Raw genomic sequence first — 16,650 nt, 5'->3', positions numbered from 1 at the left:
CAGTTGACACCATGAATGTTCAGCGGTGCATAGGAACTGAGGACATCAGAGCCACGAGTGTTGCGTGAGATTAGTAGCGCCCCATTGCCGGGTCAATCCTTAGTCGTGCTTGACCCAAGTTTAATACTGGCGGTGGATGTATTTCCTTGCGAAGATGGCCATGCTCAGGAGCGTTCTTTATTTGATGAGGTACTACCAACTGTTGAAGAAGATGATGAATGGAAGAGCAGACCGTAATTTTTGCACACTCAAGTTTAAGACACCCGGACTCCGCAATGTGGAACTCACTGCTCCCTACTTCCAGAATGGGGGGCAATTGACCCTCAAGCAAGTGGTTGAGTTTTACAATCGGGGCGGGGACTTCCATGAGCAGAATATTGCCAATTTGGATGCAGATATCCAGAACCTTAACCTGAGCGATCAGAATAAAGAAGACCTGGTGACATTCCTGAAGGCACTTACTGACGAGCGAGTCCGTTACGAAAAAGCGCCCTTTGACCATCCACAACTATTCATCCCTAATGGACATCCAGGAGACGAAACCTCCCTTACCAACGACGGTACTGGGAAAGCCAAAGATAACTTAGTGGAAATTCCATCTGTTGGTCGTAATGGTAGCAGTGGTGGTACTCCTAACTTCCTTGGAACTCCGTGATCTACTCTCGATGCTGACCGCTTAGGTGGTACAGCGCAAAGCTTCACCCGAAGAAGCTAAATTCCTTTTGGTAAATTATGTAACTAACTTTTATCCCGCTTTCTGAAGAGGCTGGGATAAAAGCATTTTGAGAGAGGGTTAGAGTAGTAACATTACAGCAATTTTCAGGTAAATAGACCACGCAGTAGGGGCGCAAGGTCTTGCGCCCCTACGACATATGTGGTTCCAATGCATAAAAACTGCTGTAAAATCAAAAATAAAAATATATGGATAGCAAAGAACTAGCGCAATATATAGAAGCAACTAATGGCATCACCAAACCTTGGCTATTGGTACAACTGCGCCTCAAGAAATTACAAGAGCGTCGAGCCACCCTTACAAACGATGTCTACACCAAAGAATTAGAAGACATTTACCGAGACTTGATGAATTTGGGGGAATGGTGGCGCGGTATTGAAGATGAGGTATTTTAAAGTTAGGAGTTAGAAGTTAGGAGTTATGAGTTATGAGTTTTCCTAACTTTTAACTCCTATAGGAATCCGATTTGATTTCTGAAAACATACTGAGACTGAAAATCCCGTTTGATCAGGGTTTTATCCGAAATCTTGTTCAAAAATCAGATATGAGTCCTATAACTTGTGACTATTAACTTTAAACGCAACCTGATGGCTCAAGCTCTCGATCAAGTCGATTACGATACTCTCGATGCCGCAAAACGATGCTTCATCGATGCCGCAAAACGCACGCTTGGCTTTGCAAGCGCTTATGGCATCGTGCCCGCGTCGGGTCTGGGAGCAAGCGCTAACGCTTTTAGCTTCAACCTCGCTCCGTTTCTAGAGGCGGGGGCTAGAGAACTTTCTATGACACTTGTCCCCGAAGGACTGGGCACCGCAGACGATACCCGCCCTGACGACCTTTCCGAAGAAGAACTTCGACGATTCTGGTGGAACATTGGTATCAAGATTATCTCGTGTCTTACGAACGATGCCGCAACCTCAGGTATGCAGACTATACTTCTCGGTTTATATCTGCCGTCGAGTACTCCTGAAACGATTTTTACTCCCGCCTTCCTTGATGGGTTTCTGGATGGAGTAGTTGAGGGGTGCAAACGAGTCGGGTGTGTGTATCTCTCCGGGGAAACTCCTCAACTAAAAACTAAGATGATTCCAGGCCGGCTTGATATCGCCGGCTCGGTTTTCGGGGTCATGCCGGCTGGTGTCCCTCCCATTGATAGCTCGCATCTGGATGCCGGAAATACCATTGTTCTTGTCGAAAGTTCGGGGCCCCATGAGAACGGCTTTACCCCACTGCGAAAGCTTGCCGAGTCGCTCCCTGATGGCTACAGAACAAAACTTCCAAGTGGGCAGGAGTTCTGGGAAGCGATGAATGCTGCGTCGTATCTTTACACGCCCCTTGTACAGGCGGTGCTTGGTCAGGGAATTTATCCCACGGCGATGGAAAATATCACTGGCCATGGATGGCAAAAGCTGATGCGGTCGGTGAAGCCACTCCGGTACGTCATCGAAACGATGCTCCCAGTGCCGGAGATATTTACGTTTGTCGAAGGTCATCTTGAGGGCGGGGCAACGATGATGCTTTCCGTGTTCAATTACGGTGCAGGATTTGCATTCTATACTGAGTCGGAGCAGGATGCAGAGAGGATCGTTCTGCTGGCAAGAGAACATCAGCTAACGGCCGTGATTGCAGGAAGGGTTGAAGCGTCCCTTAGCCGAGAGGTAGTGGTAAAACCGCTTGAAGTCACCTTGAAGGGAGATTCTTTTGGGATTGCACGAGGAGTATAATCAGCCGCAAGCGTCGGCATAGCCCGTCGTAGACATCGCCACTTTTCTGGGAACTATTGTAGACTCACAGGATTTTCTTACTTTTGCGATGCCTGGGTTGGGCTACACCTACGCACAATTTATTACTGGTTAGATAAAATCAGTGTAACTATTGAGATAAATAAGGATTTTTACACACAAAATAAAATTGCATTTCCGGCTTATTAGAGATAATTACTCTAGTAAGCCTTTAGTATATAAGTAATTCAACACAGATACTATAGGCATATTTATGAAACTTTGGATGCAATATTGATTACTACTTAAAATCGAAGTAGTTCAAAATACCCATGGCCACTTAGATTAAGATTTGCTAACGTAGTCTTAACATATTGAAAAATTTGCTGACAAAGCTGAGAAAGTAGCAGCCAATACTAATTTTTATTGTTGGGTCTTTCTTATCTGTAGATGTAGCGTTTTAGTGTGTTAAGAATATACATTTTTGTTCCGAGGGGGTTATGGTTGTAAATTTGGCCCAAACTACTGCTTCTGCAAAACTTTTGAAGCAAGTATTCCATAACATTGATGCACATAGTTGTCCAAGGTTATTCAACTTTCATATGCACACTGTCTACTCGGATGGGAGGTTGCAGCCGAGTGCATTGATGGAGCAGGCGATCGCGATTGGACTAAAAGGTTTAGCCATCACGGATCATCATGGTATTATCGGCTATCAAGCATCACTTGCTTGGTTAGAAGACTGGAAGTGGAGTAATCCTGGTGCAAGCACTCCTCACCTGTGGAGTGGCGTGGAAATCAATGCCAAGCTTTTGGATATAGAAGTTCACATTTTGGCTTACGCTTTTGAAACAGAACATCCTAGTATAAAACCCTATCTGCAAAGAAGGGCGACTACAGGGCAAGAATATCAGGCAAGTAACGTGATTGCCGCTATTCATGAAGCTGGGGGATTGGCAATTTTGGCTCATCCAGCTCGTTACAAGCGATCGCATTTCGACTTAATTCCAGCTGCGTCCCAAAAGGGTATTGATGGCGTGGAAACTTTCTACGCCTACAATAATCCTAACCCCTGGCAACCCAGCATAGTGGAATCAGAACAAGTCCAAAAGTTGGCTGATGAATACTTTCTTTTCAATACCTGTGGTACTGATACCCACGGTTTGAGCCTGCTACAACGCTTGTAAAGCAATACCTTCGCCAATTTACCAGGCTTGGGAATAGGGTTTAAGCCCATCTTAAAGGTCAAACAAGAAAAATCCCTTCGCTAAATTAATTGGCCACAGGTGGAGCGTCTCCGGCTCCGCAAAATTCTTCTGTCCAGTAATACTTGCGGCTAATATCAGCTTGTCTATTAGTAAATGCCACGCCCATCAACTGCTATGCGATCGCGTTGTGCCATTACTAGACGTAAAATCAAACTTACACAATTGACGTTTCCTCAGTAGGTAATAACCACCTCTCTGTAATTATAAAGTTATTTTTATTACAATGTATATAATTCTCTTCCTAGTAGAAAGACAGATTAAACCCTTGTCTATATTAGTAAATAACAAAAAACCTAACTCTAATCTGCAAAAATTACGTAGATATTGTATATTTATAGTAAAAAAATAACAGTATATTAGCTGGTTACAATCTAGCATTAGCCTCAATATAATGTAGTAAATTAGACACAATTTACTACTTAGGTAGTAGGTTTTGAGCTAATGATTATCAATACAATTACCCTCGCTCCTCTTACCTTCCCTGATCCGAATCAGTTGGTTGCGAGTTGGCAATTGAATGTGTGCTTTTAATACTTTGATATTCCTGCAACAAAGTGGGAAAGTTCCTTTCGCTCTAATATTAAACATTGAAATTGAGTGTAATAAATATGCAAGAAGTACTAGCGTTGATTGAACAAAAAAAACAAGAATATGCTCAACTGCCCTTGTTTAATTTTATGCAAAACAAAACTATAAATCCCAGACAAAGGTTAGCTTGGGCACCATGTGCTGCTCATTTTATTATGAATTTTGGAGAACTGAATAAGTATTTTTTGCGAGTAGAACCAACTAGTGATCCAATTCAGACACTAATTAACAGGCATACTTATGAAGATGACCATCATTGGCTGTGGTTTTTGGAAGATTTGAAAAACCTAGAACTTGACAAATCATTGAAATTTAGTGACGCATTAAAATTTCTTTGGAGTGAAGAAACTAAGAATGCTCGCTGGTTAAACTATCAACTCTATCGATATAGTTCAGAAGCTACTCCTATTCAGAAAATTATAATTATTGAAGTTACCGAAGCGACGGGTAACATAATGTTTTCAACGGCAGCAGAGATTGGCAAAGAAATTAAAGCAATTACCCAAAAACCATGCAGATATTTTGCAGATTTTCATCTGGATGTTGAAAGTGGTCACACGACAGGTGCATCTGGAATAGAAGGAATTTTACAACATATTCAACTATCAGAAGTAACTCGACAAGAAGCTTTTGAATTGGTTGAGAACTTATTTACAGCTTTCACGCAATTTACAAATGACCTTTTGGTATATGCTGAAACCCATAAAATCGAGCAACAATTGAAAGCCGCAGAAATTCTGGAACAAGCTTTTTGAAATTGACTTCCATACTTAACTTTAGACTAAAAGAGGAACTTTAGATATGTCACAAGATGTACAAAATGTTGTAATTGTTGGTGGTGGATCAGCAGGTTGGATGACGGCAGCTTATTTGAGTAAAGCACTAAATAAAAATATTCAGATTACTCTGGTGGAATCATCTAACATCACAAAACTTGGAGTTGGAGAAGCAACTTTTAGTACCATCAAACTATTCTTTGATTTTCTGGGGCTACAAGAATATGAATGGATGCCAAAGTGTAATGCCACATATAAAATGGCAATTAAGTTTGTCAACTGGAATGCGAAGGGGCAAGATTTCTATCATCCTTTCCAGAGATATGAGGTGATTGACGGCTTTGATATCTCTGAATGGTGGCTGAAAATGAAGAAAGATCAAGAAGCATTTGATTATGCATGTTTTCTAATTCCCTGGCTGTGTGACCATCAAAGTTCTCCTAGATATCTTGATGGTAAAGTCTTTGATAAGAAAGTTCAAAATGAATTTTCTCAGGAGCATATTTTCAAGAAAAACATCCTAGATAATTTAAAGATTCAGTACCCCTATGCCTATCATTTTGATGCGAATCTACTCGCCAGATTCATGAAAGATTATGGAATGGAAAGGGGAGTGAAGCAAATTGTTGATGATGTGGTGGATATCAAGTTAACTGAAGATGGAAGCATAGATAGCCTGACAACCAAAGAGCATGGCATTCTCAGTGGCGATCTTTTCATTGATTGTACTGGTTTTAGTGGTCTTTTAATCAACAAAGCGCTTGGTGAGCCATTCATTTCTTATTCAGAGTCGCTGTTGTGCGATCGCGCCATCGCAATGCAGATACCAACTGATCTAAAAAAAGATGGCATCAACCCTTACACCACAGCAACTGCGCTTTCGTCTGGTTGGGTCTGGAATATACCTTTGTATGGCAGAAATGGTACAGGGTATGTTTATTCGAGCGCATTCATTTCTCCTGAGGAAGCAGAACAGGAATTTCGCCAGCATTTGGGAGCCGTTGCTGATAATTGTAAGGCATCTCATATCAAGATGCGGATTGGACGTAACAGAAACTCATGGGTGAAGAACTGTGTAGCAATTGGCCTTTCCAGTGGATTTGTGGAACCACTAGAATCTACTGGCATCTTTTTTATTCAACATGGAATTGAAGAATTAGTTAGCCACTTTCCGAGCAAATCTTTCAATGAAGAGCTAATTCATAGCTATAACAAAGTTATCGCTAACTGCATAGATGGTGTGCAAGAATTTTTGACACTTCATTACTATGCTAGCGATCGCACTGACACAGAGTTCTGGAAAGCAACTAAGAACAATATGAAAATCTCAGAAGAACTACAAGAAAAATTAAGATTATGGAAAAATAGACTGCCAAGCAATAAGAGTATCAACCCGAAATACCACGGCTTCGAGTCTTACTCTTATTCGGTAATGTTGATGGGGTTAAACTATATGCCTGAAAGCAGTCTTCCCATTTTAGAGCATATCGAAAATCACAATGCCCAAGCTGCATTTGTGGAAATTAAGGAAAGAGCCAATTACCTAAGTTTAACCTTGCCGTCTCAGTATGAATACTTAACTCATATAATTAAGTCACAAGAACAGTCGGAGTATCTGAGCCTGGTTAGCGACCGGCCACAGCAGATTCCTGCACTAATTTCATAATTTAGGAGAACCCAAGATGACGGTCAAAAAAGTATGCGTGATTGGATCTGGAGTTAGCGGATTAGTCTCAGCAAAGACATTTATTGAGGAAGGTTATGAAGTTACATTGTTCGAGAAACGGCAGGGACTTGGTGGTGTGTGGGAAAAATCGAGGATTTACCCAGAACTTTCGCTCCAAAATCCCAGAGACACATATGCTTTCTCAGACTATCCGATGCCAGCCTCTTATCCAGAATGGCCTTCAGGAGAGCAAATATCCGCTTACCTTGAATCCTATGCTCAATACTTTGGCGTAGCAGAAAAAATTCAGTTCGGTGCGAAAGTAACTAAAGTAGAGCGCAAATCAGAAAATACTAATGGATGGATGGTTAGTGTTAGCTTTCAAGAAGATGGTAAGGAAATAAGAAAACAAAATTACGAGTTCGACTTTGTTATTGTGTGCAATGGCACTTTTGATATTCCCTACATTCCGAACTTGCCGGGAATGGAAGAGTTCATTGCAGCCGGAGGTCAGATAATACATAGTAACGAGTTTAATAACATCTCTGTAATTGAGGGCAAGCGAGTGGTTGTTGTCGGTTTTGGCAAGTCAGCCACCGATATTGCGAATCTCGCAGCTAGCAAGGCTAAGGAATGTACCCTTGTGTTCCGTCAAGTGCTGTGGAAAGTTCCCAACTTCTTTCTCGGTCTGTTCAACATCAAATATATTTTCCTGACTCGGTTTGCAGAAACTTGGATGCCCTATCATAAACTTCAAGGATGGGAAAAGTGGCTGCATAGTTTTGGGAAGCCACTGGTGTGGGCATTCTGGCGGCTAAATGAGACTATGCTGCGCTTACAGTTTCCCCTTGATGCTTGTGGGATGGTGCCTAAACAACCTATGAACAAATTGATCGGCTGTAGTATCGGCTTGGTGCCTAAAGGCTTTTTTGAGTATGTACGCGCAGGCAAAATTCGTGCTGTTAAGACAAAGATCAACAAGTTTTTTGCTAGTGGCGTAGAATTGGATAACGGTGAGCAAGTACAGGCAGATATTGTTGTCTTTGGCACAGGATTTCTTCAGGATATCCCCTTTTTAGAAGAAAAGTACCACAGGCAAGTATTTGATCAGCAAGGCACTATCCATCTTTATCGCCATCTGATTCACCCTCATGTTCCACAGATGGGTTTTGTTGGTTATAACTATACTTTCTGTGCCCAATTATCAGCAGAAATTGGTGCTAGGTGGTTATCAGAGTATATCAAAGGAACTATACCTTTACCGTCTCAGCAACAGATGCTAGAGAATGTAAAGGTAGAGTTGGAATGGAGGAAGAAAGATCGGCCATATGCTTTCGTTAGTGGAGCATGTGTAACTCCTTTTACATTCCATTACATTGATGAGTTGCTTGGGGATATGGGTCTGAATAGCCGCCGTCAAGGAGGGAACTTGCTTGGGGAGTTGCTGATGCCAATAGATCCATCTGCCTACAAGAATCTCCGCCAGGAATTACAGCTAAAACAACATCCATCTCTCAATGATTCGGCGATCGCGGCGGCAAGTGTAGAGGTGAGAAGCGTTGGTTGATATCTTCTTAATACGGTTCGGTGAAGTTCTCAACTGAACCGGATTGTAAATTTTCCAGTATCGGCAGCTTGTCTCACTGTTGCATTGGAATCTCAATCACAAACTCAGTCCCCTTTCCAGGAGTGGAATCACAGCTTAACTGACCCTTGTGTTTGTCCACTACTTGATAGCTAATCGACAACCCCAACCCCGTACCACTTCCTACTGGCTTAGTGGTAAAAAAAGGATTAAATATTTTCTGCTGTACCTGTGCAGTCATGCCGTGACCGTTATCAGCAATCCGAATCTTCAGCGTGTTTAGTTCTCCTAGTTCAGTACGAATCCGAATCTGAGGATTTTTGCTTGGAGAATCTCCTTCATTCTTGTACTCATCTAAAGCATCGATCGCATTACTTAAAATATTCATAAACACTTGGTTGAGTTGACCCGCATAGCAAATAACATCCGGCAGATGCGCGTATTCTTTAAAGACCTCAATTTCCGGGCGATATCTATCGACAGGCCGCTTTGCGTCTACGCTCTTTTCCTTGAGTCGGTGCTGCAAAATCATTAGGGTACTGTCGATGCCTTCATGAATATTTACAGGCTTCATTTGCGATTCATCTAGACGAGAAAAGTTACGTAAGCTCAGAATAATATCTCGGATACGGGAACTTCCCACCTTCATAGAATCGAAAACCCTTGGTAGGTCTTCTATCAGGAATTCTACATCCATTTTCTGAATTTTTTGCTCCACTATTGCTGAAGGATGGGGATATTGTTGCTGATAAAGATTAATCAAATCTAGCAATTCTTCAACATAGTCACTTGCGTGAGTAATATTACCGTGAATAAAATTGATCGGGTTATTAATTTCATGGGCAATTCCCGCTACCATTTGGCCTAACGAAGACATTTTTTCACTTTGAATTAATTGACTTTGGGTACTTTGTAATTCTTCTAGTGCTTCTTGCAGATGTTGATTTTTTTCGTTAATTTCTGCTGTTCTTACTACCACCTTTTCCTCTAGTATATGACTGTATTCCTCCAAGCGCTCATTAGCTTCAGTCAAATTGTTGTAGAGAATAGCATTTTCTAAAGAGATTGCGGCTTGGGTAGTTAAGAGTTTGATAACTTCTAGACGATCGCGTGTAAATGCTCCTGTAGTTAAATTATTTTCTAGATAAATAAGCCCCACAAATTTGCCTTTATTAAGCATTGGAATACATAATATGCTCTTTGGTTCATCATGGTTAATATAGTTATCTACTGCAAAATTAGCTTGAGCTTTGATGTCATCAATTACTAATATTTCTTGGATTCGTTTGACATAATTAATCAAAGAAATCGGAACATGATCGCTGAACTCTAAAGGAATAGATAAAAACTCCGTGTGAGTAGCTCCAAAACTGGAACCAGAACTAATTGCGGTAACAGTTAAGTCTAAGTTATTAGCTTCACTCAATATCAGCACACATTTAGAAGCTCCTGCATTCTCCATTACAACTTCCATTAAAGTAGAAAGTAGTGCCTCCAGTTCAATCTCTCCAGACACTGCTTGAGAAGCTTTAATGACAGTTGCCAAATCTAACATATCTGAAATATTAGTGTTCAAGCCAACGGCAGTTTCATTCGTAAGCAGAGTAGATGTATTGCTAAGTGTAGATAGGTGTATGCTCAGTTCAGATAGGTTTTTTTCATTGTAAGAATGGCTAAGTTTTTCTTGCTGAATAATGGGTACAAGTAATTGAGGATAGCGTTTTTGCAAGTCATCAACTTTGGCTAATGCTCCCCAGCGAACATAGCAATTGTAGGCATCAGTCAGATAGAGTTGGGCGATTCTTTGTTTACCCCATTTGAGATAAAATTTAGCCGCTAATTCGTAAGCAAGAGCTTCTTCGTTAATGTACTCATTTTCTTTGCTAAGGGAAATAGCGGACTCGTAATTATCTATTGCTTCAAGATATTGACCAAGAACTTGATGTCTTTCCGCCTCTACTAAATGAAATTTATGCAAGTGATTCATGGGAGCCTGAACTGCCCAATTTTGCATTTTTTTCTGATTTGCTGCTACTCTATCGAGGATTTGTTTTTGCTCAAATTCCTCGAAATCAGAATATACTGCTAGATGCGTCAATGAATCGTAGAAATAGAATTGAGCAGTAACGAACATACCTACACCAGCATATAAGTACTTTTCTGCCATTACTGTGTTTTTAAGAGCTTGAGAGTAATCAGCCAGCAGATAACATAGATGAAGTTTGCAGAAATATAGGAAAAAAAGTGCTGATCCATCTTTAGCTTTAAGATGAAATGGTAGCATTTTATCCTCATCATACGCTTCACCAATTAAACTCTGCGGATTTTTAACATTTCCTAGAACATTCAAGATTGTCTGCCGAAATATTTCATTCCAATAAAATACTCTTTCTTGCTTTAGTTGCCTAATAGTATGGCTATATGTTTTTATATCTTGTTCAAGTTTTACTAGTTCTTGTCCTATAAAATATGCATGTTGGCAGTAACCATAAAGAGCATAAGCTGCAAATTCTATATCTCCTATTTCGAGATTAGTAGTATAAGAATCAAGTAAAGATTTCAATGTTTGCTTTAGATGCTCTTTCCAATGTCTGATAAGATGATTAAATGTTTCCATAACCTTGCCAGTTACTTCTCTTGTTTGGAAATTAAGCAACAAACTCTCAGCTAGTTTCCCAAATTTATATCCAGAATCAATGTCCCCTATTACACCACACAACATTACTCCATACATCACATATGCAAAAGCAGACAAAGGAGAATTACCAAATTTGATAGATAAATTGATCTGTTTCAGAATAATCAACACTAATAATTCCGGCGCAACTGTATAAGCAAGAGCAATTCCACTAGATAGAATCCGCATGATTATCAGTGGTTGGGATTCTGTATTTTCCGGTAGTTCAATTAAGTCTTGAATGGGTCTATTGGCCAATTTTGCAGATGTTGTCTCTATTTCTATCTGAATATCTAATTGGCTGGGATTTGTCGGAAACTCTACTCCCAAAATTTTCAAAAAGCTTTTTGCAATATTGACAGCTTCCAGTTCTTTTCTTTGTGCACCATAAGACTGTATTTTGACTTCATAAGCTTTAACTTTATCCAGTGGAGTTTTTGCTTTTACCAACACAACCTGGACAAATTTTTCTGTATATTCAAAGTCACCACTGAGATATGCCGCTTCTGCTGCCATATCATACAAAGCTAAGGTGATATCGTATTTAGTATCCCAACTATCATCTGCTAGTAGCTCAATTCCAATAATTAAATACTTAAGTGCGGATGAATAAGCTGTTGATACCAAAGCTTTGCGTCCAGCAATAAGACTCATTTCAGCTAGCTCATTACGTTTATCTTGATCGGTGATGAATTCAACTGCAATATTGAAATGATTGACAAGCTCAAAAATATTTTCTTCCCGTTCAGCAACTGGGGTATTTTTCAAGAGAAGTAGCCCAATTTTTAAGTGTATTTGCTTGATTTGGTCTTTAGGAATTAGAGAATAAGCTGCTTGTTGAACTCTATCATGTACGAATTTATATTTGGATAATTGGGAATTAGTAAATGATAAATTTTCCGATTCTCTAGTTGAAAAGCTTAATAGTTGTCTATCATTTTCTGGTGCAAGATTATAACCATCTTTCTGAGGTACAATCAGTCCTTCAAGCAATGCTTGCCATAAATCTGATGCAGTATCTATTACAGACTTTTCATTAACAATTGACAATGTTCTTAAGTCAAACTCATTACCAATACAAGCAGATATTTTTAATACATTTTGGACATTTATGGGTAATTTTTCTATTTGGATTCCCATAAATTCTACTACATCCTCTGTAAGAGATAAGGTTTTAATTTTGGTAAGGTCGTACTGCCAATGACCAGTGTCAAAATTTAATTTGATTAGTTCCTCATCATACAATAACTTGAGAAATTGAGATGCAAAGAAGGGGTTCCCTTTAGTTTTGATAAACACCATTTGAGTCAGAGGCACAGCAATGGCTTCTCCACAACGCAGCGTATCAGCAATCAGATGGTTTAAATCAATCTGACTTAAAGGTGAGACTTTAATTGTCTTAATTAATGCTCCTGTTTCAGCCATTTCTTGTAGTGTCAAATATAGCGGATGTAGATTTGAAACTTCATTATCTCTATAGGCGCTAATTAGTAGCAAATTGCCTTTACTCTCATATATATTCTCTGTAGCATTAGTAAACCGAGAAGAAGCTCGATCCATTAATAATTGAATAAACTTCAAGGAAGCCGTATCTGCCCATTGCAAATCATCCAGAAAGATTACCAGAGGATGCTCTTTTGTAGTGAAAACCTGGATAAATCTTTGAAACAATAAATTGAAGCGATTTTGAGCAGCACTACCAGTAAGTTCAGAAGATGGAGGTTGTTTGCCAATAATTATTTCAAGTTCAGGAATTACATTAATGATTACCTGAGATTGCGTACTCAATGCCGATAAGATTTTGGTTTTCCACTGTTGAATTTGGGCATCTGTTTCGGAGAGTATTTGCCCAATTAAATCCCGCAAAGCTTGCACCAATCCTGACAACGGGATGTCACGTTGGAATTGGTCAAATTTCCCTTTGATAAAGTAACTACGCTGTCTTGCAATGGGTTTGTGGACTTCGTTGACTACAGCAGTTTTACCAACACCTGAGTAACCAGAGACTAAGATCATTTCCGTGCTTCCGGTTGTCACCCGGTCAAAAGTAGTGAGTAGAATTTCAATCTCTCTTTGACGACCATAAAGTTTTTCAGGAATAGCAAAATGGTTTGAGATATCCCGAATCCCTAATTCAAAGACTGTAATATTTCCTTTCTCTTGCCATTGGTTTTGACATCTCTCCAAGTCATACCTGAGTCCATGAGCGCTCTGATATCGGTCTTCGGCATTTTTTGCCATCAGCTTGCTGATAATATCAGATAAGATTGTGGGAATATTGGAGTTAATCTTGCTGGCTTTTGGCGGTTCTTTGGCAATGTGAGAATAGATTAATTCCATTGGTTCAGTGGTGCTAAAGGGTAACTGCCCAGTCAGAAGTTCAAAGAAGGTGATACCCAAGGAATAAAAGTCGGTACGGTAGTCTATACCCCGATTCATGCGTCCTGTTTGTTCAGGAGAAATATAAGCTAGAGTACCTTCTAAGACATTGGGATTTGTGAGAGATTGAATTTCTTTTGGTAATAAAGTAGCAAGACTAAAATCGATGATTCTGGTCTTACCTGTTATCGGATGAATCAAAATGTTGGCAGGTTTGATATCTTTGTGAATGATGCGATGGCGATGTAGCCCTTCCAAGGTTGCACTAATTTCAATAGCAATATCGAAAAACTCACTCAATGAAACAGAAATTTTTCCTTTTTCCTGCTGTTCTTGCTGCCAGAGATTAAGGGCAATACTGCCAAAGTCTTCCATTACTAGAAGATATCTATTGTGATTTTTTTCTAGGCTTATTGGTTTGACTATGCCCGGAATTTCAAGATTTTGGGTAATGGTGTATTGATTGCAAAACTGATTAATTTCAGCGAAGTTAGGATCTTCATTACGCATCAATTTTAAAATAAATGATTGCTGATCTTTTTCTCTGATAGCTCGATAAACTAAGGTTTTCTTGCCTGAGTATAATTGCTTAGTAATGCGATAGCCAAGTATAGGAAATACTGTATCTGATACTACTAACATTGGATCTGGTTCTCATAGATTTTCTTTCTATCGTTTAGTGTACCCAGAACATAGTTGCTACTATCATTGGATACTGACTTTTGCTGTTAAGTATCTCTAGCAAACTGGCAACCCTCTCTACGAGACACTACGCGAACATAAAGGTCGTGTAATTTTAACCAGCCTCGCCACAAGACCTGGATGCCAATCTGACTTTTCCCGTTAAGTCTCAAAAAGCTGACTCACAAAAATTTAGGAAACAACACAGCATATACCAACTTTTGTTAATAAATTAATCAAAGTTAGTGAAATATATGGTTAATAAAACACATCCTTCGGAGGTTTGGATGGACACCAGAAAAGGTTTTTGCTAGATACCCGAAGGGATTCTAAAATCCCTCGTATCACCTCTGTGCAGTACATCCAGTGTCCCAAATCTTCATACATGCGATCAGGATTAAACTCGACATTATAGTGCAACACATTGGGAAGGTCTAAAAACTGATCATCGCTTTGGGGAGAAAGAAGCAAGAGATGAAATGGCTTCCCCTGGCATTGTTTTTGCAGCTTGTTGAGTAAATCTATCACACCACCGCGATCGCTAATTCCTGTGCGGACGAAAAGCACTTTGTCGCAGCGCCGCAGTGCGTACCAAAACCTTTCAGAGCGTGCTGTGTACCGAAGGCGCATCCGTTCATGGACGGGAGACATATCACCCGTCGGGTCGTCTGTCTCCTCGATTTCATGGGCAAAGGATAGACCTGACCACTTACTGTGGTAGATTCTGCCTGCATCGGGACTGTAGTGCAGGAAGGCAGGGTTCCACATATCATCAAAACCATTTTCGATCGCATCGGCAACATCTGCAATATTAGTAGTGCGCGTTAAATCAAACGGGAAGGCGGGACCATCATATTCCATCTTATACAGCATCATGCGGACGGCACAGCGATCGCCAAGGGGAAGAATGGCCACACGGCTGATATCCGATAACTTGCATTTGTATTGGAAAAACACCGCAGACTTAGGTGGTGCTTTCACCCGGCTTTCTAGCCCATCCTTACCAATCATCATGGTGCGAAAGGGGGCATCGGGATGAAGCGGATCTTCATAGACACCCGATGGTATGGCTTTAAGTGCGTTGCAAACCTCATGCCACATTGGCTGAATGTTGTACTCGTTGTCTGATTCGTTGATCACCCAGAGGTGGTGTTCGTCCGCTTGCAAAATCCCCAGATGCCCGTCATAGAACAAAACCTTGTTCGGCGAAAAGAGATTGAAGGCGGCGCTATATTCTAGGTCGGCATCAGGCGGGATGTTTACTGTGGTTGCGATCGCGCCATCCTCCTGCACGGCAAAGAAGGGGAGCGTCCCTGGCTGGGTATCCTTCGCAATGTAAATACCTGGAATCAATCCGGCCTGACTTTGCAGTGCAGTTTGTAGTTCCTGCCAATAGGGAGCGATCGTGTAGCTGTATTGTGATGGATTAATGATCCGTAAACGCTTTTCTTCGATACATACAGAGACATGAAAGCCCCCATTGTCAAAGTAGATAGGAAATTCATTCGGTTGCCGGAAGCGTTGTTTTTCTTTTGCCAATTCGTCTTTGTCGATGTCGAAAAGATGCAGGTCGATCTGCTGATACATGAGGCTGTTACCGATAGTGTTCGGGTGAGCCGGGTCGAAAAATGTTCCTGCTTTCCATCGTCCTTGCCCATCATCCACGGCTGCCAACCAGTCCAGTACAGTCACGCCCCAACTTAGCATCCGGTTGTGTGTGTTTCGGATCAGCCAGTAATGTTCCAGGGAATAGTCGCCATTGGGATAGACTGCGCCCAGCATCGGAATTGCTCCAATGTCGCGCGTCATTTTCACCAGATGCTGCAAGCCACTTTCAAACCGCCTCTGTACTACCCGGCGTTGGTGAGGGGGACACTGGGCTAACCCTTCGTTGCCCAGAGACAGGGCAATGATCACGATATCCGGTTGTTCTGGAGTGACAACTGAGGGAAATCGAGCGATCGTTGTGCCGACATTCGCCCCCACTTCCGACACATTCACGAGTTTATGCCCATATTTTTGCTCTAAAGCCTGTGCCAACAACCAGACCCAACCTCTCAAAAACCAGGCTTTATGACCTAATGCGACGGAACTGCCAATGACCACGATTTTGAGTCTCTGTGCCCCTTCTTCCACGGGCATCCTGACAGCCGGCTCCTCTATGTATCCAAAGGGGTAAGGCTGTAAATAACCGAATGCGCCATCATCCACAATAATCGTGCTGAAATGATCGTTAGGGTCAATCGGAATCCAGCGATTTGTACTTAGTAAGCTTTCCCATCGCAGGTTGCCGTTTGCATCGAGACGTACGTATTTATACTTAATTATTTGGCGATCGCCTGACTCCAAAGATCGCTGAATGTCAATTTCTATATCTGTCCACCATAAAGGATAGCGATCGCCACTTGTACGCAGGTGGATACATTTCCTAATGTCCCACAGTCCTAACTCTGGAGTAGAACCGACAAGACCGATGGATTCGCCCGTTTGAGTGTATGCACTGATCTGGAATCGATACATAAAGTTTATCCTGATTTAGTGAGTACGATACCAAACACTCAGGCTGAATCCTTAAA

Annotated in this window: 9 protein-coding genes and 1 pseudogene; 8 read left to right on the top strand and 2 right to left on the bottom strand. The window is 41.0% G+C overall.

The window, feature by feature from the left end; genetic code table 11:
* Positions 1-57 precede the first annotated feature (57 nt).
* From V7K36_RS14945 to V7K36_RS14910, 8 genes and pseudogenes are all read left to right on the top strand, one after another.
* Positions 58-237: a hypothetical protein gene (locus V7K36_RS14945; RefSeq protein WP_335116925.1), complete on the top strand. Its 180-nt coding sequence runs from the start codon at positions 58-60 to the stop codon at positions 235-237.
* A gap of 16 nt (positions 238-253) precedes the next feature.
* A pseudogene (locus V7K36_RS14940) lies at positions 254-655 on the top strand (cytochrome C peroxidase); the annotation flags it as partial.
* A gap of 266 nt (positions 656-921) precedes the next feature.
* A complete protein-coding gene (locus V7K36_RS14935; RefSeq protein ID WP_335116923.1) occupies positions 922-1,128 on the top strand; it encodes a hypothetical protein in 207 nt (68 codons plus the stop codon).
* A gap of 165 nt (positions 1,129-1,293) precedes the next feature.
* Positions 1,294-2,457, top strand: coding sequence for an AIR synthase related protein (locus V7K36_RS14930; RefSeq protein ID WP_335116921.1), 1,164 nt, complete (start codon positions 1,294-1,296; stop codon positions 2,455-2,457).
* A gap of 497 nt (positions 2,458-2,954) precedes the next feature.
* On the top strand, positions 2,955-3,641 hold the full coding sequence (locus V7K36_RS14925) for a PHP domain-containing protein (protein WP_335116919.1): 687 nt from the start codon (positions 2,955-2,957) through the stop codon (positions 3,639-3,641).
* A 689-nt stretch (positions 3,642-4,330) separates the two neighbouring features.
* Positions 4,331-5,065, top strand: a complete 735-nt coding sequence (locus V7K36_RS14920; protein WP_335116917.1) for a hypothetical protein — start codon at positions 4,331-4,333, stop codon at positions 5,063-5,065.
* 46 nt (positions 5,066-5,111) lie between these two features.
* A complete protein-coding gene (locus tag V7K36_RS14915) occupies positions 5,112-6,752 on the top strand; it encodes a tryptophan halogenase family protein (protein WP_335116915.1) in 1,641 nt (546 codons plus the stop codon).
* Between the two features lie 16 nt (positions 6,753-6,768).
* Positions 6,769-8,319, top strand: coding sequence for a flavin-containing monooxygenase (locus V7K36_RS14910; protein ID WP_335116912.1), 1,551 nt, complete (start codon positions 6,769-6,771; stop codon positions 8,317-8,319).
* A 73-nt stretch (positions 8,320-8,392) separates the two neighbouring features.
* On the opposite strand, the gene V7K36_RS14905 is transcribed toward V7K36_RS14910, so the two are convergent.
* Together V7K36_RS14905 and V7K36_RS14900 are read right to left on the bottom strand one after the other, a co-directional pair.
* Positions 8,393-14,035: an ATP-binding sensor histidine kinase gene (locus V7K36_RS14905; RefSeq protein WP_335116910.1), complete on the bottom strand. Its 5,643-nt coding sequence runs from the start codon at positions 14,033-14,035 to the stop codon at positions 8,393-8,395.
* A gap of 297 nt (positions 14,036-14,332) precedes the next feature.
* On the bottom strand, positions 14,333-16,594 hold the full coding sequence (locus tag V7K36_RS14900) for a DUF1796 family putative cysteine peptidase (protein WP_335116908.1): 2,262 nt from the start codon (positions 16,592-16,594) through the stop codon (positions 14,333-14,335).
* Positions 16,595-16,650 lie beyond the last annotated feature (56 nt).

Source organism: Nostoc sp. (genome assembly GCF_036919555.1).
GTDB lineage: Bacteria > Cyanobacteriota > Cyanobacteriia > Cyanobacteriales > Nostocaceae > Nostoc.
Note: the sequence above shows the minus strand (reverse complement) of the source record. Positions and strands in the feature narration are given on the sequence as shown.